Source organism: Alphaproteobacteria bacterium PA2 (assembly GCA_002256425.1).
In the GTDB taxonomy this organism is placed as follows: domain Bacteria; phylum Pseudomonadota; class Alphaproteobacteria; order Caulobacterales; family Caulobacteraceae; genus Phenylobacterium.
In genome coordinates, this window is the sequence record NKIZ01000001.1 from 727,051 (window position 1) to 750,498 (window position 23,448).

Genomic DNA, 23,448 nt, shown 5'->3' on the forward strand with positions numbered 1-23,448 from the left:
AAACCGGCGAGGCTGACCCCATGGCGTTGCTGGACTGGATTGCGGTGGAGACCGGCCTCCGGGTGGACGGAGAAGGGGTCTATCTGCGGCCTCCGAGAAGCTCTGACTTCGCCGCCTGGCGTGACCTGCGGTCCCAGTCCAGGGACTTCCTGCAACCCTGGGAGCCGACCTGGGCGCAGGACGATCTGACCCGTGCAGCCTTCCGCAGGCGGCTGGCCGCCTATCAGAGGGACCGGGAAACGGGCTCTGCCTATTCCTTTTTCGTCTTCCGGCAGAAGGATGACGTTCTGACGGGCGGCATCACCCTGTCCAACATCCGTCGTGGCGTCGCCCAGATGGGGACGGTGGGCTACTGGTGCGGCAAGCCGTTCGCGCGACAGGGCCAGACCCTTGGTGCAGTCCGGGCCCTGACCCTGTTCGCCTTTCGCCGACTTGGCCTGCACCGGCTCGAGGCGGCCTGCGTTCCACAGAACGCACCATCCCGCCGGCTCCTCGCCCAGGCCGGGTTTACCGAGGAAGGCGAGGCCAAGGCTTATCTGAAAATTAACGGCGTTTGGCGAGACCATGTCCTGTTCGGACTCGTGTCTCCGCTTCGGAGCCAGGACACCCCGGATTTCGGAATTTCCGTTTAGGCGAGGCGCTTGGCCTCCCACCTCTGGAGCGTATGGCCAGCGACCGCAAAACCTGGGATGCGACGACGACGCTGGAAGCCCTGGGGGCGGCCGAGATCGCCCTGTGGCTATGGGAGCCCCTGGAGGATCGACTGTCAGTCACAGGCAGCGTCAGGCCCCTGGGCCTGGGCCCCCTGGCGCCCCAGTGCGGCTCCGCGGCCCTTCGCGCCCTGGCCTATCCACAGGATCGCGCCCTTGCCGAGGACCTGCTGACCACCCGGGCTCCCGGCGAGGAAATCGCCTTGAGATTCCGGATGCGGGGCGGGATCAACTGCCTCTGGCGCGGTGTCTGGCTTGAAGATGGCGTGCGGGCGGCGGGTGTGATCAGCCCGGTGGCGAGCACAGCCGAAATCACCCACGACCCGCTCACCGGCCTGATGGATCGACGCAGCTTCATCACACTGGCGCGTCAGCGGCTTGCTGCACCCGGCCGGCATGATCTGGTGGTGGCCGATCTGGACCGCCTTCGGCGACTCAATGACGCGCTGGGACATGAGCGGGCCGATCTGGTGTTGGCGGCCCTTGGATCGCGCTTGTCATCAGCCTTTCCCCAGGCTGTGCTGACGGCGCGTATCGGCGAGGACGAGTATGCCGTGCTTGCGCCAAAAGGATCCCTTTCAACGTCGACCATCCTGCGCACCGCCCTGGAAATGCCCCTTCGGATTGCAGGCTTTGACATTCATCCGACCCTTTCCATCGGCGCCGTAGAGGTCGAAGGCGGCGAAGACGCGCCTGAGGCCGCCGAGCTGCTGCGTCGGGCCGAGCTGGCCGTCGAGGCCGCCAAGGGCTCGGGCCGGGGCGGGGCGGCCGCCTATGGTCGCACCATGGAAAGCGACGGGCTGAGCCGTCTCGCCATGGAGGCCGACCTCAAGGGCGCCCTGGGACGGGGAGAGCTCTGCCCTTACTACCAGCCGATTGTCCGCCTCTCGACCGGCGCGCTCTCAGGCTTCGAAGCCCTGGTCCGCTGGCGACACCCGAGGCTGGGTCTTGTCATGCCAGATCAGTTCCTCCCCCATTGCGAGGAAATGGGGCTGATGAATGATCTGGGCGCCATGATGATGCGGGAGGCCGCCAAGCAACTGGCCACGTGGAGACGGGACCACAGGGCAGCAGGCGACATGACCGTGGCGGTGAATCTTTCCACCGGCGAACTTGAGCGCAAGGATCTGGTGGCCGATGTCCTGCGCATCCGTCGCGAAACCGGCCTGCCCCCCGGCGCCCTGAAGCTCGAGGTCACGGAAGGCGACGTCATGCGCGACCCTGATCAGGCGGCGCTCATCCTCGGCGACCTCCGCACGGCTGGCGCCGCCATCGCCCTGGACGATTTCGGCACCGGGTTCTCGTCCCTCAGCTATCTGACCCGCCTGCCCTTCGACACCCTGAAGATCGACCGGTACTTCGTGCGGACCATGGCCACCAATGAAGGCTCGGCCAAGATCGTCTCTTCCGTGGTCAAGCTTGGCCAGGATCTCTCCCTCGAAGTGGTGGCCGAAGGGGTCGAGAACGCCCAGATGGCCCGGCTGCTCTTGTCTGTCGGCTGTGACTACGGCCAGGGCTTCGGTTATGGACCAGCCCTCTCGCCACAAGAAGCCGAGGTCTATCTCAATGAGAGTTATGTGGACGGCGCGGCGCCGGTAAAGGCTCGCGGCTAGAGCATGTTCCGATAAGTGGGAACCGGTTATCGGATCAAAACATGCTCCAGGTTTTTGAATTTGAGCCCTATCCCTTGGGACGGTTTCCGTCTCAAGGGATGAGGCTCTAGGCTTCGCCGGTCTCGGCGCTCAGCAGCCGAGGATCAATCCCCAGCCCGGCCAGGGCCTTGCTCCACTTACCGGCATGGTCGGTTTCGAAAATCAGATCCTCGTCGGCGTCGCAGGTCAGCCAGACATTCCTGCGGATTTCCCGCTCCAGCTGTCCCTCGCCCCACCCGGCATAGCCCAGGGCCAGGGCGCTGCGCCTCGGAGGCGTTCGCTTGCCTGACAACACTTCCAGGGCCTCACGGGATGCTGTCAGGGCCAGTCCGTCGATGATGGAAAGGGTCGCCCCGTCGCTGGCGGCATAGTCGTCGGAATGCAGGACAAATCCCCGCTCATGCTCGACCGGACCACCAATCAGGACCAGGTCGGTCGAGGCCGAGTCTTCTGTCCCGACATCCAGCCGCCTCAAGAGGTCCCGGATGGTCAGGCTCTCCACCGGATTGTTGACGCAGAGGGCCATGGCGTGTTCGCGGTCATGGGCGCAGATGTAGAGAAGCGATCGCTCGAAGCGTGGATCACCAATGCCGGGCATGGCGATCAGCATCTTCCCCGTGAGAGAGTCGACCGTTTCCATGGCGCCAGAATTGGCCCCCTTGGCGGCAGATTCAAGACTCAGCGTGAAACTTGGTTATTGCGACCTCGGGGTTCGTCGCTATTTGATGAGGTCAACATCATCCCAAAATGGAGACGCTCGCATGGCCATCAAGGTCGGAGATAAACTGCCCGCCGCCAATTTCATCGCCGGGACCGCAGAAGGTCCGCGCCCGATGACCACCGACGAAATCTTCGCCGGCAAGAAGGTCGCCTTTTTCGCCGTCCCTGGCGCCTTCACCCCGACCTGCTCGGCCAAGCACGTCCCGGGCTTCAAGGAGCATGCCCCGGAGATCAAGGCCAAGGGCGTCGACTCCATCGTCTGCCTGTCCGTCAACGACGCCTTCGTCATGAAGGCCTGGGGTGAAAACCAGGGCGTGCTGGACACCATCACCATGATTGCTGACCCGGCCGGCGACTTCACCAAGGCCGTGGGTCTGGACATGGATGGCTCCAAGTTCGGCCTGGGCCTGCGCTCGCAGCGCTATTCCATGGTGGTTGATGATGGCGTCGTGAAGTCCCTGAATGTCGAGGAAGCCGGCGAGTTCAAGGTCTCTTCCGCCGACTACATGCTGCCCCAACTCTAGGTCTCTGGCGGCCGGTCCGGGTTCGTCCGGGCCGGCCCCACTCTTGACGGACCCGCAATTCAGGTCCGAACTGCCTCCAACAGGATCGGGAGGCGAAGACCATGGCCTATGTTGAAGGTCAGACCATCCATGACGCGGACTCGCATGTCATGGAATTGCCGGGCACGATTGACGGCTATCTGGACCCCGGCTTCCGGGACAGCTTCCGGCAGAAGACCCAGGAAGCCAGGTATGTGACGGACTGGGCCCAGAAGGCCCGTGATCTGCACGACGACCCTGAATTCCGGGCCGGCGACGAAGCCAACCTCCTGCTCCGCAAGAACTATCAGGCCCTCGGCGCCTTCCGGAACCGTGACCGCCCCCGGGCCCTGGACCTGCTGGGCTTTGCCAGCCAGCTGGTCTTCACTACAGCTGCCCTTGGCAATTACGGTCTGGAAGAGGCCGGGGAAGTCGATCTGGCTGTCGAGGCGGCCCGCGCCCACAACCGGATGATGACGGACTACTGCTCGGTCGACCGGCGCCTGCTGGCAACGGGCTATGTTCCCCTGGTTGACATGGCCAGGGCGCCGGCCATCGCCCGCGAGGCCATCGAGATGGGCTGCAAGGGCCTGATCATCCCCTCCCGCTGCCCGCCAGGTCACTCCCCAAGCCATGTGGATCTGGATCCCCTCTGGGCCCTGGTCCAGGAGGCCGGCCTGCCGATCCTGTTCCATGTGGGCGGCGAAGAAAAAATGCACCGGGACTATTTCAACAACGGCCTGCCCCAGGTGCTGGATTTCCACGGCGGCGCCGAGAACTTCACCTCCCTCAGCTTCATGACCATTCCTGTGTCCATCTGGCAGACCCTGTCGGCCCTGGTGATTGACGGGGTCTTTGACCGGTTCCCCAACCTGAAATTCGGCGCCATAGAGCTTGGGGCCTCCTGGCTGCCAAGTCTGATGCGCTTCCTGGATTCGGGCGTGGCGGCCTTTGGCAAGGAAGAGCGGCTGCAGCGCCTTTCGGCCAAACCCAGCGAGATCATCCGCCGACAGTTCCGGGTGACGCCCTATCCCCACGAGGACACCGCCTGGATCATTGCAAACAGCGGCGAGGAGGTCTGCCTGTTCTCGTCGGACTTCCCCCATGTGGAGGGTGGCCGCAATCCGCTCAAGCGCTTCAATGACGCCCTGGCGGGATGTCCGGAGGCCACACGCCGCAGGTTCTACCGGGACAATTTCATCGACCTGATGGGCGCGGGGCTCGATCCGGCCCTTCGGGACCTTCCGGGGCTCGTGGCGGCCTAGTTTCTTGCCGCGGCTATGATGGCGCCTCCCGGTCCGGACTGGACCAGGACGGCCGTTCTGAGCGCCTGATCCCCTGAGGCGGGAAGGCGATAGGATACGGCCTGGCCCGTATAGTCTCCGAGCTTGACCAGTGCCCGCACAACATTGCGATGCGGGAGGGTCCGGCCAGTATTCTCGCCCCTGCGGACCGGGACCTGCACGATCCGCGGATCATAGCGCACAAGCCAGACCTGGGCCGGCTTGCCGGGGGAGTTGGCGGAATTGAGCGATACGGAAGCGTCGGTCAGTCTGATCGCTGAGCCCGAAACAGGCCCCGGCGTCAGCTTCATCAGCAGGTCAAGTTTCGACAGGGAAACCCCCACATCGTCCTTCCGGCCATTGATCACCACCTGGGGGGTGAAGACGTTGTCGTGCCTGAGGCCCCGGGCATACTCCCACTGTCGCTGGGTGTAGGCCTTGTCCGCGAAGGTGTCCTTCCAGCCCAGATCATCCCAGTAGGTGACCCCGAAGCTCAGGGCCAGGACACCAGGCCTGTCAGCAAGTTTTGTGAGATTGGCGTTGGCCGGCGGGCAGGAGGAGCAGCCCTGGCTTGTGAACAGCTCGACGACGGTCAGGCGTTCGGTTTCAGCATGGACCGGGGTCGCAAGGGCGATGGTCAGCAGCAGCAGGGATGCAAGGCGCATGGCGGCGTCCGTTTCAGGTTCTGCTCCTGACTACGGCGCGCCGCTGCAATGGTTACGCCGATCAGTCGGCGAGGATCTCTGCGCTGAGGGACTCCAGATCCGCCCCGCCTTCGGTCACGGCGTCCGCCAGACCCGAAGCGAGAGTCAGAACCTGGGATGCATATATGCGGGCCAGAGCGCCCTTGGACCGGGACCAGTCGTCATCGCCGGTCGCTGTCGCCAGGGCCTGTCGCGCCAGCATGTCGCCGCCAATCACGTCCCCGGCCAGCTTCAGATAGGCTGTCGCGCCGCTGAGGGCGTCCGGGCCCTTGTGCGCCAGCATCCAGTGCGTCGCCCGCTCAAGGGCGCCCAGAGCGGCTTCCAGCCGGTTTGCGACCCCATCCAGCCCGGGCGAAGTCTTCAGGGCCGAGACCGTGGTGGAAATCTCGCTGCAGATGTCCAGCATGACTCCGCCATCGCGCATGCCCAGCTTGCGGCCGGCAAGGTCAATGGCCTGGATGCCATTTGTGCCTTCATAGATCGGCGCAATGCGGGCGTCGCGATAGTGCTGGGCGGCGCCCGTTTCCTCAATGAAGCCCATGCCCCCATGGATCTGAACACCCATGGACGCCACTTCGACACCCATGTCCGTGGACCAGGCCTTGGCGATCGGGGTCAGGAGCTCCTGCCGCGCCCTGGCCGCGTTGCGCTCGGCTTCCGTCGGGGCCAAGCGGGCCAGATCAGACTGGACGCCGGTGGTCAGGCAGATGGCCCTGGCCGCCTCGATCCTGGCCCGCATCAGGGTCAGCATGCGGCGGATGTCCGGGTGCCCGTAAATGGTTTCGCCGCCCCAGGCGGTCCGGCCCTGCTTGCGCTCCTGGGCGAAGGCGAGGGCCTGCTGATAGGCCCGCTCGGCGATTGCGACGCCCTGGACACCCACCTGCAGGCGTGCGGCGTTCATCATGACGAACATGTGGGCAATGCCGCTGTTCAGTTCGCCCACCAGCTCGGCCTGGGCGCCCTCGAACAGCATGACGCAGGTCGGCGAGCCGTGAATGCCCAGCTTGTGTTCGATGGAGCCTGGGCGAAGGTCATTGAGTGAACCGACGCGCCCCTCGTCGTCGATGAGTTTCTTGCTGGCCAGGAAGAGCGAAATACCCTTCACGCCAGGCGGTGCGTCCGGTGTCCGGGCCAGAACCAGATGGCAGATATTCTCCGCCGCATCGTGGTCGCCCCAGGTGATGAAGATCTTCTGGCCATAGATCCTGTACCCGCCCTTGCCGTCCGGCTCGGCCCGGGTGGTGACCGAGGCCAGGTCCGTACCGGCCTGGGGTTCGGTCAGGTTCATGGTGCCTGTCCATTCGCCGCTGACCAGCTTGGGCAGGACGAGGCGCTTCTGCTTCTCTGTGCCGTGCAGGGCCAGGGCTTCGATGGCGCCCTGGGTCAGCATGGGGCAGAGGCCGAAGGCCATATTGGCGGCGTGGACCATTTCAAAGACCGCCAGCTCCATGGCCTTGGTCAGGCCCTGGCCGCCGAATTCCGGATCCGCGGACAGGGAGTTCCAGCCCTGGGCGACAAAGGCCTGATAGGCCTCGGCGAAGCCAGGCGCCGCTGTGACCTTGCCGTTCTCATACCGTGCGCCGACCTTGTCCCCCTGACGGTTCAGGGGGGCCAGTTCGTTCTCCGCAAAGGCGCCCGCCGATTCCAGGACGGCGGAAACCGTCTCCTGATCCAGGTCGGCAAATGCCTGGCCGATCAGGGCCGGATGGCCAGCAGTCTGCATAGCCAGGGCGAGGCTGCGAAGCGGCGCGCGATAGGTCATGGGACGATGTCCTAGGGCTCGATGGTCAGGGGGGCGTGGTCCAGCCGGGGCAGGACATGACGCGCAAACAGGTCGGCCTCTGCGGCGTGCGGGTAGCCGGAGAGGACGAAGGCGTCCATGCCAATGGCCCGATAGGCGTTCAGCTTGGCCAGGACCTGATCCGGATCCCCGACGATGGCGGCGCCGCAGCCGGAACGGGCCCGACCAATGCCGGTCCACAGGTTGTCTTCGGCATAGCCGTCATGGCCGGCGCCGGCGCGCAGTTCCGCCTGACGGCGCACGCCATAGGACTGGCTGTCGAGGGACCGGTTCCGGATGGCTTCGCCTTCGGTGTCGTCCAGCTTGGACAGAAGCCGGCTGGCGGCGTCCCGGGCTTCGGATTCGGTTTCCCGGACCACCACATGGACCCGGTAACCAAACTTCAGCTTGCGGCCATACTTCGCGGCCCGTGCTGTCAGGTCGGTGACGATTTCGGTCACAGCGGGCATGGTGTCGGGCCACATGAGATAAACGTCGGCCACCTTTGCGGCAGCCTCGCGGGCGTCTTCGGACAGGCCCCCGAAGTAAAGCGGCACGCGCTGGTTCATCGTGGTCGCGATGCGCGGCGGGTCCAGCTTGAACTTGTAGAACTCGCCCTGATAGTCGACTGCCTGGCCGCTGAGGATCTGGTTCAGCAGTTCCATGACCTCGATGGTCCGCTGATAGCGCGGGGCGGAAGGCAGGGTCTCGCCCGGAATGTCGGACGAAATGATGTTGATGGTCAGCCTGCCGCCCAGCATCTGATTGATGGTCGCCAGCTGCCGCGCCAGTTGGGGTGGCCACATTTCGCCGCAGCGAATGGCCAGCAGCAGTTTCATGCGCTTCAGCATGGGGGCGATGGCGGCGGCGAAGGCGGTGGAGTCAATGCCCAGGGCGTAGCCGGACGGCAGCAGCAGATTGTCAAATCCGCCGCTCTCCGCCGTCAGGGCGATATTCCGGCAATGGTCGAAGCTGGCATGCAGCCTGGGGTCTGGCGCACCGAGGAATTCATAGTCATCATCACAGAGGGCGCTGAACCAGGCGACTTCACAGGGATTCATGGCAGGGGCGCTCCTCTTGCTGCGGTCAGAACCGCGTACCACTCGGGACGGGTGTAGGTGAAGGTCAGGGCCTCGGCCGCCTCACGAATTCGGGCGACCTGTTGCGATCCGACAATGGGAATGGGCCGGGCGGGATGGGCCATGATCCAGCCATAGGCAGCGGCTGTCACGGAAACGCCGGCGCGCTCGGCGACCTTGCCCAGTTCTGCGGCCACGGCCCTGGACCGGTCGTCCTGCGGCGAAGCCAGCCGCCCGCCGCCCAGGGGCGACCAGGCCAGGACGGCCAGATTCCGCTCCACCGCCTGATCCAGCACGCCATCATAAAGAGGCTCGATCGCCAGGGGCGAGAACTCGGGCTGGGTGGAGACCAGGGGGAAGGGCAGGTGGGCCTGCAGGGCTGCGACCTGGGCCGCTGTATGGTTCGAAACGCCGAATTCAGCCACCTTGCCCTGGGCGCGCAGGGTCTCGAAGGTCCGGGCGATCTCCGCAGGATGGGCCAAGTGATCGGGGCGGTGAATCTGCCAGAGCTCCACCCGCTCGACGCCAAGCCGGGTCAGAGAGGCTTCTACGGCCGAGGTCAGGTATTCCGGGCTGGAATTGTAAGGCACGCCCATTTCGATGCCGCCCTTGGTGGCCAGGGTAAACCGGTCCCGAAGGCCGGGGGCCTCGGCCAGGACCTTGCCCAGAAGCAGTTCGGACGCGCCGAAGGGCTCTCCATTGTCCGGGCCGTAGATGTCGGCGGTGTCCAGCAGGTCCATGCCGCTGTCCAGGGCCGCTTCGACGAGAGCCCTCGCCGCTTTCACGTCCGCGCCCTTGAAGCGCCACATGCCCCAGGCAAGGGGGGAAACTGTCAGCCCGCTCTTGCCGAGCGCGCGGCGGGCATGCGACAGGCCAAGATCAGAATGGGGCATACGCGCCTCCCAAGAAGAGATGATGGACAGCGAGATGAGCAAGCTGCGCTTTGGTATTGTAGGCGTTGGAATGATGGGTCGCGAGCACATCCGCAACCTGAAACTCCACCCGGAGGCTGAGATTGTCGCCCTGCAGGATCCGGTTGAGGACTCCCGCCAGCGGGGGGTCAAGCAGCTGGGTCACGAGGTTCCGACCTATGAGACCGTCGAGGACATGCTGGCCAAGGCCGAGCTGGACTGCGTTCTTGTGGTCTCTCCCAACTATACCCATCGCAAGGTTCTGGAGCCCCTCTTCGCCGCCGGTCAGCACATCCTCTGTGAGAAGCCCCTCTGCACCACCGTGGAAGACGCCCGCTGGGCGGCAGAGCAGGCGAAGGGGCACAAGGCCGTCTTCTGGACCGGCATGGAATACCGTTTCATGCCGCCGGCCGCCCGCTTCATCGACGCCATCAAGGCCGGGGAGGTCGGACGGCTGGTGCAGCTGTCCATCCGCGAGCACCGCTTCCCCTTCCTGGTCAAGGTGGGCGACTGGAACCGGTTCTCCCGCAATACCGGCGGCACCATGGTGGAGAAGTGCTGTCACTTCTTCGACCTCATGCGTCTGATCATTGGCGCCGAGCCGGTACGGGTCTTCTGCTCCGGCGCCATGGACGTGAACCATCAGGACGAGCGTTATGGCGGCGAGAAGCCCGACATCATCGATAACAGCTTCACCGTGGTGGACTTCGCCAACGGAACCCGCGCCCTGCTGGACCTCAACATGTTTGCTGAAGGCTCGGAAGAGCAGGAGGCCCTGACGGCGGTGGGCGACAAGGCCAAGCTGGAAGCCTTCATCCCCTCCGGCGATCTGGTGCATTCTCTCCGGGTTCCCCTTGGATCTCCGAAGACCCCGGTCCGCACCCATGTTCCGGTGGACCCGACCATTCTCGAGGCCGGCACCCACCATGGGTCGACCTATTATCAGATCGAAGCCTTCATTGACGCCGTGCGCGGCCGGGGACCGGTTCAGGTGACCGCCGAGGACGGGCTGGTGGCTGTGGCCATGGGCGCGGCGGCCGAACTCAGCGCCAAGGAGAAGCGGGTCGTCGAAATGTCAGAGTTCGGGTTTTAGTTTGCGCAGGGCCCTGATCTGGGGATGATCAGGGGGAGCAAAGACTCCCATACAGGCACTACCGGGCAGGAAGCATGGTCTACGAATTCCAGAGGGCTCAGTTCGCCAATTTCGGCTACGCCATTTTCGAGGGCGTGCTGGAAGGCGATCTCCTTGCGACACTGAGGGAACAGTGCGGCGCCTTCATCGCCCGTGAGGACGCCCGCATGGACGCCGCCGGCTCTGATCAGCTTGGCCTCAACCAGCGCGGCAAGCGCTACTTCGCCAATGAGTGCCAGAGGGAGCAGCCCGCCCTGCGCTCCGTCCTGTTCAGCACGGTCATGGCCGAAATCTGCCGTGCGACCCTGGGCGACAACGCCTATTTCTTCCTCGACCAGTATGTCGTGAAGGGCCCCGAGGGCGGCACGGCCTTCAGCTGGCATCAGGACTCCGGCTACGTGGTCGGCAATGGCGGCCCTATCGACCATGCGCCCTATCTGACCTGCTGGTGCACCCTTGATGATGTCACCGTCCAGAACGGCACGGTCAGCATTCTGCCTTTCACCGAGGTCCCGCAGTCGAGAGACTGGATCCTTCCCCATATCCGCGATCCGAAGACCAATGATCTGGTGGGATGGGACCAGCCCGGCGACGGCATGGCCCTGGAGGTTCCGGCTGGCAGTGTCGTGGCCTTTTCAAGCCGGCTGCTGCATGCCTCCGGACCCAATCTGACTCCTGACCTGCGTCGCATCTATCTGGCCCAGTACACACCTGAGGTCATGCTCAACCCCGGCACGCGCCACCTGCGCCGCAATGCCGTTCCTTTCCTCCTGAACGGCAAGCACATTACCCATGGCTGATATTTCAAACCGGGACGCCGCGTCCGACGACCTGCTCGACCCCAAGCTGCTGGCGAGGCGCTGGCTCCTTGTGGGGTTTGTCGTCCTTGCCGGCATTCTGAACCTGGTGGACCGCCAGATCATTTCGGTGCTCAAGCCGATGATCGAAGAGGAGCTTCACTGGACAGACGCCGACTATGGCAAGCTGGCCTCCCTCTTCCAGTTCTCTGCGGCGATCGCCTATCTCGGTGTCGGCTGGATCGTTGACCGCCTGGGGGTGAAGTGGGCGACTCCGGCCGGGGTTGCAGCCTGGAGCCTCGCGGCCATGGCCCACGGCTGGGCCTTCACCGTCGGGCAGTTCGCAGCAGTCCGAATCGCCCTGGGCGCTACGGAGTCCATGGGGACGCCGTCCTTCGTGAAGACGATCGCCAGCATTTTCAGCGCCCGCCTGCGGTCGGTGGTGTTCGGAATTTCCAATGGCGCCTCGGCGATCGGGTCGATCATGACGCCGCTGGTCCTGCCCTTTGTCGCTGGTGGAAGCCTGGCGCTGGGATGGTCCGGACTTGGCTGGAGGGGTTGTTTTGTCGTAGCAGGCGCCTTGGGTTTTGTCTGGGTGATTGGCTGGCTCGCCGCGACCCGCGGCCTGACCTTCCCCCACCACGAAGAACCGCCGGCTCCGGCCGGCTCGGCTGGGGGCGTTGTTGGCGCCCTTCGGGGAATCCGGAACCTGTTGTCTGATCGACGCACACTGGGGATCGCCGGCGCCAAGGTTCTGTCGGACCAGGTTTACTGGCTGCTCCTGTTCTGGGCGCCGGACTTCTTTCACAGGGTCTTCCATGTGGCGCAGAAGGATCTGGGTCCGCCCCTGGCGATCGCTTATCTGGGTTCAGCAATCGGGTCGCTTGGGTCTGGCTGGATTTCCACCCAATTGATCTCCCGGGGGATCAGCCTCAATACCGTGCGCAAGGGGGTCATGCTGGTGTCGGCCCTCATGGTCACCGTTGCGCCCCTGGCCCTGCTCACCCAGAACGTCTGGATGGCGGCTGTGCTGCTGGCCTTCATGTTGGCGGGCCATCAGGGCTTTTCCGTCAGCATCTTCTCGATCATCGGCGACATCATTCCCAAGGCCAGGGTCGGCCAGGTCACAAGCTTCGGGGCCTTCTGTGGCAACCTGGCGGGCATGGCCATCGTGTTCATCGCCGGCGAGATCCTGACGGCCGGGATGGGCTATGGCCCCCTGCTGGCCGTGGCGGCGGTATCCTATCTGCTTGGCCTGCTCTGGCTTCACCTGTTTGTTCCCAAACTGGTTGCAGCGCCGGAGGACATGCAGGGGGCGACGGCGGGGCAATAGCCCCGTGAGTTGTTTGCTTGCCCATTCTGGGTTATTCCTGCGTTCATAATCCCTGACGTCGCAAGTCAGGGTCAAAGAACCTGGGAGCAGAAACCGGCGCTCACGCCAAAAGACGATTCCAGAAAACTTCGTACGCTCAAAAGAAAAACTCGGATTCCGCTTGGTCACATGGCGCCTATCTAGGCGTCAGAGCCACTCGGTCCATCGAGTAAAAAAGGACACTCTCATGAACATGCAATCTTCCACGGCCGCCCGCCGTCTGTCGGCGCTCTTCGCTGGCGTCGCCGTCCTCGCCGTTTCCCAAGCCGCCTTCGCCGCAGACGCCGCCAAGGATGTCACCACCGTCGACGAACTGACCGTCACCGCCCGCTTCCGCGAGGAGTCGGTCAATACGGTTCCGATCGCCCTGAGCGTCGTGAACGGCGACCAGATGGCCAAGCGCAATCTGAACAACATGGAAAGCCTGGCGGCCACTGTGCCGTCCATCGACTTCCGCACCGGCGCGTCCAACAAGGACCGCACCATCTTTGTCCGCGGCGTCGGCACCATCACCACCTCGCCCGGCGTTGAACCTTCGGTCTCCACCGTTCTGGACGGCATCGTCCTGAGCCGGCCGGGCCAGTCCACCCTGGACCTGGTCGACGTCCAGCGCGTCGAAGTCCTGCGTGGTCCTCAGGGCACCCTGTTCGGCAAGAACGCCTCGGCTGGCGTCATCAACATCGTCTCCAAGGATCCGACCAACACCCTCGGCGGCTATGGCGAGGCGGCCTACTATTCCGGTAACGAATATCGCCTGAAGGCTGGCGTCTCCGGCCCGATCATCGAAGACAAGCTCAGCGGCCTGGTCAGCGCCCTGGCGGCTCGCTACGACGGTAACGTCACCGACGTCCTGCGCGGCGGCAAGATCAACGGCTACACCCGCACGGGCGCCCGCACCAAGCTGATCGCTACGCCCAATGAGAACCTCACGGTCACCTTCGGCGCCGACTATATCGGCGGCAAGGAATCAGCGCCGAACGGCGTGTTCTCGTCCACCAACCGCGTCGCCTATCCGACCAATGCCGTGACCACCAACCCGGGTCTGGCCACCCTGCTGGCCGGCTATGGCGTCACTGCCGGCCCTGACAACAAGAAGGCGGTCGCCAGCATTGGTTCGACCGTCAAGGACCGCAATGGCGGCGGCTCGATCCAGCTGGACTATCAACTGGGCGACCTGAACCTGACCTCGATCACCGGCTATCGCTTCTGGAAGAACCATCAGGTTCCGGATTTCGACAACCTGCCTGTCACCACCGCGGCCTTCCCGGACGTTCGCGATGACGGCGTGGTGGACTCGATCCAGCGTAGCCAGGAATTCCGCATTACCTCGCCCAAGGGCGGCTTCTTCGACTATGTCGCCGGCTTCTACTACATGAACGCCGAGACCAAGGAAGTTTACAAGCGTGAGCTCCGCCGCCTGGTTGGCGCCTCGATCCTGACCGACAGCGGTCAGGCCAATTACGGCATCGTCAGCAAGAACTACGCCCTCTACGGCGAAGGCAATTTCAACTTCACCCCGCAGTTCCGCGCACTGGTTGGCGCCCGCCAGCTCCGTGACGAACTGAGCTACTACCACATCCGCACCGCCACCACCGCCGTGGCCCTGACCGGCATCCGTCCGTTCCACCAGAGCGCTGGATCGGTCAACAAGGATGGCTGGAGTGGTCGCCTCGGACTGCAGTACGACATCAATGACCACCAGATGGTCTATGTGACGGCCTCGCGCGGTTACAAGGGTCCGGCCTACAACGCCTTCTTCAACATGCAGGCCCTGGACGAGATTTCCATCAAGCCGGAAACCTCGACGGCCATCGAAGCCGGCGTGAAGGGCAGCATTCTCGACGGCAAGCTGTCGGGCTCGCTGGCCATTTTCGACACCAAGTTCGAGAACTATCAGGCGAACTTCACCGACATCGTGGCCGGCGGCTTTGTGACCCGTCTGATCAATGCCGGCGACGTGTCGACCAAGGGTGTGGAAGGTGACTTCACCGCCCGTCCGATCGATGGTCTGCGTCTGGGCTTCTCCTTCGCCCGCACCGACGCCCAGGTGGACAACTTCCTCTGCCCCACCGGGTCGCCGGTGAGCTGCAACATCAATGGTCAGCCCCTGCCGTTCGCGCCCAAGTGGAAGACCCACTATGAGGCGGAATACACCACCCGCTTCAACGACGACTTCGACCTGCAACTGTCCACGGACTATAGCTGGAAGTCCAAGACCCAGTACTCTCTGTCCCAGACCCCGGACACCGTCCAGGACTCCTACGGGATCTGGAATGCGGGCGTCGGCCTGATCGGCGTGAAGAACGGCTGGTCGGTTCGCGGCATCGTCAAGAACATCGCCAATGAGCACTATTCGCCCTTCGTGGGCTATGGCTCGGTGGCGGGTGTTGTCCGCTTCGTTCCGCGGGACAATGACCGTTACTACGGCATGAGCCTGCGCAAGGACTTCTAGTCCTTTCAGGATTTCAGGATCCGGAAGCCCGGGGGACGCATCCCGTCCCCCGGGCTTTTTGCTGTCAGAGCCTCAGCACATGCTTGGCGATGATGTTGCGCTGGATTTCGTCCGTGCCGCCGGCAATGCTCGCCGCGCGGGCTTCGTAGTATCGGGCGATCTCCCGGCGGGCCCAGTCGGGGCCGATGGGGTCAGGCTGGGTGCCAGTCTTCGGAAAATCGATGGCGGGCAGCCAGGGCGCCGCATAGGGCCCCGCGCATTCGATGAAGAACTCGGTCATCCGCTGGACGACGTCCGTGCCCTTCAGCTTCAGCATCGAGGACTGGGCGCCCGGCGCTGACCCGGCGGCGACTTCCCAGAGGGTCCGCATCTCCGTCATTTCCAGAGCCTGAAGCTCCACCTGCGCCAGGTTGAGACGGCTGGCGAAGCCGGGATCTTCCAGCAGGGTCGCTGCAGATGACCCCGGGATCTGGCTCGCCGCTTTCCGGATATTGCCGAGCAAGGTCATGGACAGGGAGACAAAGGCCTGTCCCGTGCGCTCATGAGTCAGAAGGCCCTTGGCATAGGTCCAGCCTTCCCCCTCGAGGCCAATGCGGTTTTCAACGGGCACGCGCACCCCATCAAAGGTCACCCGGTTGAAGGCGTGGCGGCCGTCGAGCGAGATGATCGGCTTCACCTCCACACCAGGAGTCTTCATGTCGATGAGCAGGAAGGTGATGCCCGCCTGGGGCCGGCTTTCGGCAGAGGTCCGCGTCAGGCAGAACATCCAGTCAGCCTCGTGGGCGCCGCTGGTCCAGACCTTTTCGCCATCCACGACGTAGACATCGCCGTCCAGGACCGCCCGGGTCCGCAGGGAGGCCAGGTCAGATCCCGATCCGGGCTCTGAATAGCCCTGGCACCAGACAACCCGGTCTTCGCGGATGTCGGGCAGGAAGCGTTCCTGCTGGGCGGAGCTTCCATAGCCGAACAGTATGGGCGCCAGCATGCCCATACCCATGCCTGGGACCTGCGGCGGCAGGCCGACCGAGGTGGTCTCGCGCTCCCAGATGAAGTTCTGGCTGGGAGTCCAGCCCGGGCCGCCAAACCTGACCGGCCACTTGTTCAGGGACCAGCCCTTCGAAGCCATGGCCAGCCGCCAACGGGTTCTGTGGGCCCGACTGTCATCAAAGGGCTGGCCGGGGGGAAAAGCCCCGGCGATCAGGGCGCGGACCTCGTCGCGAAAGGTGCGGTCTTCCGGGGAAAAGTCGAGGTCCATGGACAATCGTCTCCACAGGAGCCTTTTCCCTTTAGACGGAATCGTCTCAAGGGATAAAAAAGGCTCTAATTCAAAATGTTAGAGCATGCTTCGATCCGATAACCGGTTCCCACTTATCGGAACATGCTCTATTGTACGGTATCTACAATAGAAGCGCGGCGACCGGGGTCAATCGTGCGCGGGCAGGAGGACGTCATGAGCCAAGATGAGCCATTTGCAACAACGGTGCGGGACGGCGTGACGGCCGGACCAGTCCGCCGCCCGACCAATTTTTCCAAGAATGCGGTGGGATCCATCCACGACGACGCCCGAGCCCAGGAACTGGGCTTCAGGGGCGGGACCGTGGCCGGGAACATCCACTTCGAGCAGTATCCGCCCCTGCTGATCCAGGTCCTGGGCGAGGACTGGATGCGGACCGGCAGCCTGTCGCTCTACTTCCTCCATGCGACCACCGATGGCGAACCGGTCCAGGCCTTTGTCGGTCCGGCTGAGCCGAGACCTGAAGGCGGTCTGCGGGCCAGGGTCTGGATGGAAACCCCAGAGGGCGTGCGGGTCAATGAAGGGACCGCCACCGTCGGACCGCCGGACGAGCAATCTGAACTCCGGCAGAGGCTGAAATCCGTAAAGCCGGCCACCGACCTGCGGATCTTCAAGCCGACCAGGGTTGGCGACGCCGTGACGGACATACCTTCCCGTCAGGAGAGCCAGAAGACCAATCCCCGGGTCGAGCGGATTACCGAACCCATGGACTGTTATGTGGATCCCTCCGTCATGGGGGGGCTGGTGGCGGCGCCTTCGGCCGCCATCGACGCCCTGAGGGCTGTTGAACTACCCATGTTCACCGTGGACGGACCCTATGTCGGCATGTTCGGCGCCATCGAGCTCCAGTTCCTGAATGGCCCGGTTTTTGTCGATCATGACTATCTGGCGGACGGGAAGGTCCTGGCGCTCTCGGAATCTCCCAAGACAGAGGCCGCCTGGTTCGAGAGCTCCATCCGCTCGGCGGCCGGTGGCCCGCCGGTCGCCCGCATGCTGCTCTTGACCCGGTTGATCAAAGGGTCTTCTCCCCTCTGGACATGATCCCTGACATTGAACAGAAGCGCACCCGGCTGAGCCCGCAGGCCCGGGCGGAGCAGATTCTGGAGCAGGCGGCTGACCTGATCCAGCGGGAGGGTCTCGCCGCTGTGACAATGGAGCGGCTGGCCAGGGACTCGGGGATCAGCAAGGGTCTGGTCTACAACTATTTCCCCAGCCGGGACGCCCTCCTCACAGCCCTGCTGCAACGGGAGCAGGATCAGCTGCGCGATCGCGGCATGGCCGAAGCCCTGAAGGCCCAGACCCTTGAAGCCCTGGTCGAAGGCACAACGCGGATCTATCTGGAGCAGACCCATGCGCGCGGGGCCGTCATCCTGCCCCTGCTCGAAGATCCTTCCGTCGCCAGGCTGATGGAACACTCCCGGCGGGAGGAACGGGACCAGACCATCCGGTACTTCGTCAGGGCGGTCCGCCGCGAATACGGGCTCGATCTCGTCACGGCGATTACGGCGGTAGATACGCTGATGAACCTGACCGGGGCCATGGGGCGGCAGGTCGCCGCTGGAACTGTCACGGTCGAAGACGGCACAGCCATGTGCGTCCAGCTCATTACCGGCGGACTTGAAAAGCTTTCAGGTAAACGGCCGGCTTGAGCCGACACCCGCTAGATCTGTGCGCCCGAGGCAGCTCAAATCATGCCCCTGATCCTCGCCAGAGCCATGAGACCGGACTTCACGGCGTCATCACCGTCCGCATGGCTGGTTTCGACACCCCGACGGGCAAGCGCTGTGGCGTACCGGGCGCAGAGGGCTGGAGCACCCAGCAGGACCACAGGCGCCCCCTCCAGACCGAGCAGTCTCGGGGTCGCGGCGACTTCAGAGCCGATCAGCAGGCCCGACAGGTAGGAACCGGTGGACACCTGGTCCGCTCCGCGACCGGCGACCCGCGACCTGGCGGAATAGATCCGGTTTAGCAGGCCATCGCCCTCGGCCGCAGCATCAAGGCCCTCTGCGAACACCGCCTCGTCGTGCACCTTGCCATCGCTGCGCAGTATGCTGTGCGCTGACAGGACCGCGAACAGTTCGCCGGTGAAGGCGCTGAGGAAGCGGACGATCCTGCCGTCTTCTATGACCAGCCATTTGGCGTGGGTGCCGGGTTGGCAGAGGAGGTATCTTCCGGCCTGCCGGGCCGGATCGGCAGACAGCCAGCCCAGGGCCTGGGTCTCCTCGCCCCGGAGGACGTCTCCGGCAGGGGACAGGCTCTCACAGCGAATGCCCGGCGCAATCCAGACATTCTCCGCCGGCGAGACCAGACCGGCGGCTATGGCCGGCAGGTCTGCGGGACAGTCAACATAGGGAACAGCCTGCCAGCCGATATTGGATCCGACTCCGCCGCACAACAGGGCTGGAAGGCCCTCTGCGCCGAGCGCAGGACGCACCTCGTTCAGGAACCTGTCTCCAGCCTCACCGGGCTTCAGGCGGTTGACCCCCAGGTCGAAGTCCTGGCGGGCGACCTCGCGGCCCTGCCGATCAAAGGTCCAGGCGCGGAGATGGGTCGATCCCCAGTCACAGGTCAGGAGGGCTGCAGTCATCAGGTGCGGCCGCCGTCAATGACGTGGTTCTGGCCGGTGATCATGGCGGCGTCGTCAGAGGCCAGGAAAAGGGCCAGGGCGGCCACATCCTGCGGCTGGATGCGCCTTTGCAGGGCCACCAGCTTCATCCATTCGGCCTCGGCCTCCGGGGTCAGCCAGAGGGCCAGCTGCCGCTCGGTCACGACCCAGCCGGGCGAGATTGCGTTGACCCGGATGTTGTCGCCGCCCCACTCTCGGGCCAGGGCCTTGGTCAGTGCGTTCACGGCGCCCTTGGCCGCCACATAGGCGGGCATGCCCACCGGTCCCAGCAGGGCGTTGATCGAGCTGAGGTTCAGGATCACGCCGCCGCCAGCGGCCTTCATGCCGGCATGGACGGTCTGGGCCGCCAGGAAGGTGGGGTCGAGATTGACCGCCAACTGCCTGCGCCAAAGCTCTGGTCCGGCTTCGGCGGCGCTGTGCCGGGTGTCGTCGGCAACATTGTTGACGAGGATCCGGATCGGACCGAGAGCCTGGCTGGCTGACGTCACGGCCCCCTTGAGGGCGTCTTCGTCAGTCACATCGCAGACGGCGAACCAGCTGCCGGGCAGGGAAGCGCTCAAGGCTGCACCGGTGGCTTCGTCCCGGTCAAGGAAGCCGACCCGGGCGCCCTGGGCATGGAAGGCCTGGACCAGGGCCGCGCCAATGCCGGTCGCCCCGCCGGTGATGAAGACCACCTTGTCCTTCAGACTGGGATAGGTGGCGCTCATGGGATCAGTTTTCCGGAAAAATCGGGGAGGGGCAGGCCCCTGACGCCTGGCTCAAGGGCGAACAGGCTCCCGGCCAGGGGTTGGGACTCAAGATCCGACGCCGCCAGCCGCTCCCGGGCCGAGGTCACATATAAGGTGGAAAGTTCAGGACCGCCAAAGGCGCAGCTGCTGGGCTGGCCGACGGGCATGGGGATGATCTGGTCAATGCTTCCGTCCGGGGCGTAACGAACAATCCGCCAGGCGCCCCATTGGGCGTTCCAGAGGTATCCTTCGGCATCCACCGCCGAACCGTCCGGGGCGCCAGAGCTTTCCAGGGTGGTTGCGAAGATCGACCTTTCCCCAAGGTCTCCGCTTGCGGACATGGGGAAACGCCAGATGGTCCGCCTGGTCGAATCCGCGAAATAGTAGGCGTCGCCCTCCGGATTGCAGGACACCGTATTGGCGATGTGGATGTCCTCCAGAACCACATGGGTCTGGCCGTCAGGATCCGTGCGGAACAGGCGGCCGGGCCGCTTGCCGCCGTCGTCGTCCATGCTGCTCCACCAGATCCTGCCGTTGACATCGATCTTGCCGTCATTGGTCCGGAAGCCGGGGCCAAGGTCCATGGGCGCCTCGATGTCCAGCTTCCCAATGCGGGTGTCAAACCTACCCAGCCCGGCCTCCGTGACCAGGACCAGGCCGCCCCCGGCCGCCGGGACGGCGACGCTGGCGCGGACCGGCAGATCCCAGCCGCCCCGGGCGCCATCCCCTGGTGAGAGCCAGTTGAGCCGCTTGCCCTGAATGTCGAACCAGTAAAGCCGGGCTTCGGCGGCGGACCAGGCCGGTCCCTCGCCCAACTCGTCCTCGCCCCCGGCGACGCAGCGAACTTCGGTCAAAGCGCAGCTCCATAGATTGCCCAAGGGCGCATTTTCAGGCCTTCCTTCAATCTGATCCGACTCGCAAGAGACTGCTTTTCTTTTGCGTGCCCCAGACAGTCTTTCATCAGGAGTTCCCGCCATGCGGCTGGGCGTCTGTTACTACCCTGAACAATGGCCCCAGGACATGTGGGCCGACGACGCTGCGCGGATGGCGGCGCTGGGCATTTCCCATGTGCGGATCGGTGAATTCGCCTGGGCGCTGATGGAGCCGCAGCCTGGCCAATACGACTGGGCCTGGCTGGATCAGGCCGTTGATACCCTGGCGGCTGCGGGCCTCAAGGTTGTGCTCGGAACGCCGACAGCCACCCCGCCAAAATGGCTCGTGGACGCCCATCCCGACATGCTGGCCGTCGGCGAGGATGGTCGGGAAAGGGGCTTCGGCTCCCGGCGGCATTACTGCTTTTCCAGTGAGAGTTACCGGCGGGAATGCGCCCGGATCGTCACGGTCATGGGCGAGCGCTATGGCCGCCATCCCGCTGTTGTCGCCTGGCAGACCGACAACGAGTTCGGCTGCCACGACACCACCATCAGCTATTCAGCCAATGCGGCCGCCCGTTTCCGGGCCTGGCTGGGCGCCCGCTATCAGTCGGTAGAAGCCCTCAACCGCGCCTGGGGGGCGGTCTTTTGGTCCCAGGCCTATCGCAGCTTTGACGAGGTCCAGCCGCCGAACCTGACGGTGACCGAGGCCAATCCCAGCCACCGCCTGGATTACAACCGCTTTGCTTCGGACGAAGTGGTCAGCTTCAACCGTCTGCAGGTGGACATTCTGCGCCGCCTGTCGCCGGGCCGGGACATCGTCCACAATTTCATGGGCTTCTACACCGAGTTCGACCATTTCGATGTGGGCAAGGATCTCGATGTGGCGACCTGGGACTCCTATCCCCTGGGCTTCCTCGAAATGTTCGGGGGATCAACCGAGGACAAGCTGCGCTATCTGCGGCAAGGACATCCCGACATATCCGGCTTCCATCATGACCTCTATCGCGCCTGCGGTCAGGGACGGTGGTGGGTGATGGAACAGCAGCCCGGGCCGGTGAACTGGGCGACCTATAACCCGGCCCCAATTCCGGGCATGGTCCGAGCCTGGACCTGGGAGGCCTTCGCCCACGGGGCGGAGCTGGTCTCCTATTTCCGCTGGCGGCAGGCGCCGTTCGCCCAGGAGCAGATGCATGCCGGGCTGAACCGGCCTGACAATGTCCTCGACCAGGGTGGGACCGAGGCCCGTCAGGTGGCGGAGGAACTCAGGGCCATGGGCGAGCTCGCCCCCTGCCGGCGAGCCAGGGTGGCCCTGGTCTTTTCCTACGAAGCCGACTGGCTGACGAAGATCCAGCCCCACGCCAGAGGCTTCCGGGCCCTGTTCCTGGCCTTCGAGACCTACAGCGCCCTGCGGCGGGCAGGTCTGGATGTGGACATGGTCGCGCCGGATGGCGACATGTCCGGCTATGATCTGATCCTGGCGCCGACCCTGCCGACCCTGTCTGACGAGACGGTCGCCCGGTTCGAGGCGTCGGGCGCGGTGATTGTCTGTGGGCCGAGAACCGGCTCGCGGACCCGGGATGGACACATTCCCCCAGACCTGGGGCCAGGTCCCCTGCAGGCTCATCTCTCCGCCAAGGTCGTGCGGGTCGAGAGCCTGCGGCCCGGCGCAGAGCCCAGGGTCATGCTGGAGGGCGCCGCCCATGATGCAAAACTCTGGCGGGATGACCTCGAGACGGATCTTGAGCCCTTGGCCCGTTTTGACGACGGCAAGCCGGCCTGGGTGTCGCAGGGCAGATGGCACTATCTCGCCACCTGGCCCGGGGCTGACCTGATGGATCAGGTGGTGGCCAGGGTTGCCGCGCAGGCAGGACTGACCCTGAATCCCATGCCGGAAGGCGTTCGCACCCGGGATCGGGACGGCGTCCGCTTCGCTGTCAACTTTGCGCCGGAAGCTCGTCTGGCGCCTGCACCGAAAGATGCGAGCTTCCAGCTGGGCGGCCGTGAAATGATGCCTGGCGCGGTCGCGGCCTGGCGGATCGGCTAGGTCAGGGTCTCGGCGAAGAGGGCCAGGAGTTCGCTCCAGTGGCGCTCTGAGGCGTCCTTGTCATAGACCGGCATGTCCGGCGGCGCATATCCGTGCCTTGCGCCGCGATAGATGGTCACCTCCGCATTGACCCCGGCAGCCTTGAAAGCCGCGTCCAGTCGCTCGCACTGGGCGTCATCAAAGCCCTTGTCCATGTCGGCGCCCGCTACCAGGACCCGGGCCTTGATCTTCGGAGCCAGAAGATGCGGACTGTCTTCGGCGTCCGTCGCGAGATTGCTGCCGTGGAAGGCTCCGACGGCGACAACCCGGTCTGGGAAGTTTCCGGCCGCCCGGATCACCGCAGATCCGCCCATGCAGTAACCCGTGACTCCAACCCTGGTCCCCTTGACCTGGGGTTGGGCGCTCAGGAAGTCGAGGAAGGCCGCCGTGTCGGACATGCTCTTTTCAGGGCTGGTCGTAGCGAAGAACTTCCCGAATATGGACCGCCGATCTTCATCCGATTTGATGGACTTGATGTCGATCGGCTCATAGGGGCCGGCCCTCCAGAACATGTCCGGCAGCAGGACGAAATAGCCGGCGTCCGCCAGTCTCTGGCTCATGTCGAACAGGGCAGGGCGAATGGCTGGCGCATCCATATAGAAGATGACGCCCGGCCAGGGGCCGTCTCCGGTGGACGGTGTGAAGGTGAAGGCGCGCGCGGCGCCGTCGACGGTCGCAATGGCGACTTCTGTCCGGCTCATCTGGAAA

The 23,448-nt window shown here is 64.5% G+C and carries 21 protein-coding genes; 11 read left to right on the plus strand and 10 right to left on the minus strand.

Features of this window, described 5'->3' with window-relative positions:
- Positions 1-20: 20 nt before the first annotated feature.
- Together CFE28_03640 and CFE28_03645 are read left to right on the plus strand one after the other, a co-directional pair.
- Positions 21-632: a 30S ribosomal protein S5 alanine N-acetyltransferase gene (locus CFE28_03640; GenBank protein ID OYU69171.1), complete on the plus strand. Its 612-nt coding sequence runs from the start codon at positions 21-23 to the stop codon at positions 630-632.
- Between the two features lie 32 nt (positions 633-664).
- On the plus strand, positions 665-2,323 hold the full coding sequence (locus CFE28_03645; protein OYU69172.1) for a GGDEF-domain containing protein: 1,659 nt from the start codon (positions 665-667) through the stop codon (positions 2,321-2,323).
- 106 nt (positions 2,324-2,429) lie between these two features.
- Here the strand turns inward: CFE28_03645 and CFE28_03650 are convergent, their stop codons facing one another.
- Positions 2,430-3,002, minus strand: a complete 573-nt coding sequence (locus tag CFE28_03650; protein ID OYU69173.1) for a hypothetical protein — start codon at positions 3,000-3,002, stop codon at positions 2,430-2,432.
- Positions 3,003-3,123: 121 nt separating this feature from the next.
- Here CFE28_03650 and CFE28_03655 point away from each other — a divergent pair, with 121 nt between their 5' ends.
- Positions 3,124-3,606, plus strand: a complete 483-nt coding sequence (locus CFE28_03655) for a peroxiredoxin (protein OYU69174.1) — start codon at positions 3,124-3,126, stop codon at positions 3,604-3,606.
- A gap of 101 nt (positions 3,607-3,707) precedes the next feature.
- Entirely contained in the window at positions 3,708-4,889 is a 1,182-nt protein-coding gene (locus tag CFE28_03660) for an amidohydrolase (GenBank protein ID OYU69175.1), read from the plus strand.
- Here the strand turns inward: CFE28_03660 and CFE28_03665 are convergent.
- The 4 genes from CFE28_03665 to CFE28_03680 all read right to left on the minus strand — a co-directional run bounded on the left by CFE28_03665 (position 4,886) and on the right by CFE28_03680 (position 9,279).
- Positions 4,886-5,572: a hypothetical protein gene (locus CFE28_03665; GenBank protein OYU69176.1), complete on the minus strand. Its 687-nt coding sequence runs from the start codon at positions 5,570-5,572 to the stop codon at positions 4,886-4,888. The genes CFE28_03660 and CFE28_03665 overlap by 4 nt on opposite strands.
- A gap of 61 nt (positions 5,573-5,633) precedes the next feature.
- Complete coding sequence (locus CFE28_03670) at positions 5,634-7,373, minus strand: acyl-CoA dehydrogenase (protein OYU69177.1); 1,740 nt, start codon at positions 7,371-7,373, stop codon at positions 5,634-5,636.
- An 11-nt stretch (positions 7,374-7,384) separates the two neighbouring features.
- Positions 7,385-8,452 (minus strand): alkanesulfonate monooxygenase, encoded by a 1,068-nt coding sequence (locus tag CFE28_03675; protein ID OYU69178.1) that lies wholly within the window; start codon positions 8,450-8,452, stop codon positions 7,385-7,387.
- Positions 8,449-9,279: an aldo/keto reductase gene (locus CFE28_03680; protein OYU71537.1), complete on the minus strand. Its 831-nt coding sequence runs from the start codon at positions 9,277-9,279 to the stop codon at positions 8,449-8,451. Before CFE28_03680 ends, CFE28_03675 begins: the two co-directional genes overlap by 4 nt.
- Positions 9,280-9,406: 127 nt before the next feature.
- Between CFE28_03680 and CFE28_03685 the strand changes: the two genes are divergently transcribed.
- From CFE28_03685 to CFE28_03700, 4 genes are all read left to right on the plus strand, one after another.
- Positions 9,407-10,474 carry an oxidoreductase gene (locus CFE28_03685; GenBank protein OYU71538.1) on the plus strand — a complete coding sequence of 356 codons (1,068 nt, stop codon included), beginning with the start codon at positions 9,407-9,409 and terminating at the stop codon, positions 10,472-10,474.
- A gap of 74 nt (positions 10,475-10,548) precedes the next feature.
- Positions 10,549-11,313, plus strand: coding sequence for a phytanoyl-CoA dioxygenase (locus CFE28_03690; GenBank protein OYU69179.1), 765 nt, complete (start codon positions 10,549-10,551; stop codon positions 11,311-11,313).
- Positions 11,306-12,643: an MFS transporter gene (locus tag CFE28_03695; protein ID OYU69180.1), complete on the plus strand. Its 1,338-nt coding sequence runs from the start codon at positions 11,306-11,308 to the stop codon at positions 12,641-12,643. Before CFE28_03690 ends, CFE28_03695 begins: the two co-directional genes overlap by 8 nt.
- Before the next feature lie 226 nt (positions 12,644-12,869).
- Entirely contained in the window at positions 12,870-15,134 is a 2,265-nt protein-coding gene (locus tag CFE28_03700; GenBank protein OYU69181.1) for a TonB-dependent receptor, read from the plus strand.
- A 64-nt stretch (positions 15,135-15,198) separates the two neighbouring features.
- On the opposite strand, the gene CFE28_03705 is transcribed toward CFE28_03700, so the two are convergent.
- On the minus strand, positions 15,199-16,389 hold the full coding sequence (locus tag CFE28_03705; GenBank protein OYU69182.1) for a pimeloyl-CoA dehydrogenase large subunit: 1,191 nt from the start codon (positions 16,387-16,389) through the stop codon (positions 15,199-15,201).
- A gap of 195 nt (positions 16,390-16,584) precedes the next feature.
- Between CFE28_03705 and CFE28_03710 the strand changes: the two genes are divergently transcribed.
- A complete protein-coding gene (locus CFE28_03710; GenBank protein OYU69183.1) occupies positions 16,585-17,469 on the plus strand; it encodes a hypothetical protein in 885 nt (294 codons plus the stop codon).
- Positions 17,466-18,077, plus strand: a complete 612-nt coding sequence (locus tag CFE28_03715; protein OYU69184.1) for a hypothetical protein — start codon at positions 17,466-17,468, stop codon at positions 18,075-18,077. Before CFE28_03710 ends, CFE28_03715 begins: the two co-directional genes overlap by 4 nt.
- 35 nt (positions 18,078-18,112) lie before the next feature.
- Here the strand turns inward: CFE28_03715 and CFE28_03720 are convergent, their stop codons facing one another.
- The 3 genes from CFE28_03720 to CFE28_03730 are packed head-to-tail and all read right to left on the minus strand — an operon-like array spanning position 18,113 to position 20,759.
- Complete coding sequence (locus CFE28_03720) at positions 18,113-19,015, minus strand: hypothetical protein (protein ID OYU69185.1); 903 nt, start codon at positions 19,013-19,015, stop codon at positions 18,113-18,115.
- Positions 19,015-19,761: a 3-oxoacyl-ACP reductase gene (locus tag CFE28_03725; protein OYU69186.1), complete on the minus strand. Its 747-nt coding sequence runs from the start codon at positions 19,759-19,761 to the stop codon at positions 19,015-19,017. The genes CFE28_03720 and CFE28_03725 overlap by 1 nt, the downstream gene beginning before the upstream one ends.
- Positions 19,758-20,759 (minus strand): hypothetical protein, encoded by a 1,002-nt coding sequence (locus CFE28_03730; protein ID OYU69187.1) that lies wholly within the window; start codon positions 20,757-20,759, stop codon positions 19,758-19,760. Before CFE28_03730 ends, CFE28_03725 begins: the two co-directional genes overlap by 4 nt.
- Between CFE28_03730 and CFE28_03735 the strand changes: the two genes are divergently transcribed.
- On the plus strand, positions 20,758-22,701 hold the full coding sequence (locus CFE28_03735; GenBank protein ID OYU69188.1) for a beta-galactosidase: 1,944 nt from the start codon (positions 20,758-20,760) through the stop codon (positions 22,699-22,701). The genes CFE28_03730 and CFE28_03735 overlap by 2 nt on opposite strands.
- Here the strand turns inward: CFE28_03735 and CFE28_03740 are convergent.
- Complete coding sequence (locus CFE28_03740) at positions 22,698-23,441, minus strand: dienelactone hydrolase (GenBank protein OYU69189.1); 744 nt, start codon at positions 23,439-23,441, stop codon at positions 22,698-22,700. The two genes, CFE28_03735 and CFE28_03740, sit on opposite strands and share 4 nt — an antisense overlap.
- Positions 23,442-23,448: the final 7 nt, after the last annotated feature.

Coding starts and splice junctions, on each gene's coding strand:
- CFE28_03660 (OYU69175.1), top strand. CDS start 3,708: ATGGCCTATGTTGAAGGTCAGACCATCCATGACGCGGACTCGCATGTC.
- CFE28_03640 (OYU69171.1), top strand. CDS start 21: ATGGCGTTGCTGGACTGGATTGCGGTGGAGACCGGCCTCCGGGTGGAC.
- CFE28_03695 (OYU69180.1), top strand. CDS start 11,306: ATGGCTGATATTTCAAACCGGGACGCCGCGTCCGACGACCTGCTCGAC.
- CFE28_03670 (OYU69177.1), bottom strand. CDS start 7,373: ATGACCTATCGCGCGCCGCTTCGCAGCCTCGCCCTGGCTATGCAGACT.
- CFE28_03655 (OYU69174.1), top strand. CDS start 3,124: ATGGCCATCAAGGTCGGAGATAAACTGCCCGCCGCCAATTTCATCGCC.
- CFE28_03725 (OYU69186.1), bottom strand. CDS start 19,761: ATGAGCGCCACCTATCCCAGTCTGAAGGACAAGGTGGTCTTCATCACC.
- CFE28_03645 (OYU69172.1), top strand. CDS start 665: ATGGCCAGCGACCGCAAAACCTGGGATGCGACGACGACGCTGGAAGCC.
- CFE28_03650 (OYU69173.1), bottom strand. CDS start 3,002: ATGGAAACGGTCGACTCTCTCACGGGGAAGATGCTGATCGCCATGCCC.
- CFE28_03730 (OYU69187.1), bottom strand. CDS start 20,759: ATGGCGGGAACTCCTGATGAAAGACTGTCTGGGGCACGCAAAAGAAAA.
- CFE28_03710 (OYU69183.1), top strand. CDS start 16,585: ATGAGCCAAGATGAGCCATTTGCAACAACGGTGCGGGACGGCGTGACG.
- CFE28_03675 (OYU69178.1), bottom strand. CDS start 8,452: ATGAATCCCTGTGAAGTCGCCTGGTTCAGCGCCCTCTGTGATGATGAC.
- CFE28_03680 (OYU71537.1), bottom strand. CDS start 9,279: ATGTGGCGCTTCAAGGGCGCGGACGTGAAAGCGGCGAGGGCTCTCGTC.
- CFE28_03705 (OYU69182.1), bottom strand. CDS start 16,389: ATGGACCTCGACTTTTCCCCGGAAGACCGCACCTTTCGCGACGAGGTC.
- CFE28_03690 (OYU69179.1), top strand. CDS start 10,549: ATGGTCTACGAATTCCAGAGGGCTCAGTTCGCCAATTTCGGCTACGCC.
- CFE28_03665 (OYU69176.1), bottom strand. CDS start 5,572: ATGCGCCTTGCATCCCTGCTGCTGCTGACCATCGCCCTTGCGACCCCG.
- CFE28_03715 (OYU69184.1), top strand. CDS start 17,466: ATGATCCCTGACATTGAACAGAAGCGCACCCGGCTGAGCCCGCAGGCC.
- CFE28_03700 (OYU69181.1), top strand. CDS start 12,870: ATGAACATGCAATCTTCCACGGCCGCCCGCCGTCTGTCGGCGCTCTTC.
- CFE28_03720 (OYU69185.1), bottom strand. CDS start 19,015: ATGACTGCAGCCCTCCTGACCTGTGACTGGGGATCGACCCATCTCCGC.
- CFE28_03735 (OYU69188.1), top strand. CDS start 20,758: ATGCGGCTGGGCGTCTGTTACTACCCTGAACAATGGCCCCAGGACATG.
- CFE28_03740 (OYU69189.1), bottom strand. CDS start 23,441: ATGAGCCGGACAGAAGTCGCCATTGCGACCGTCGACGGCGCCGCGCGC.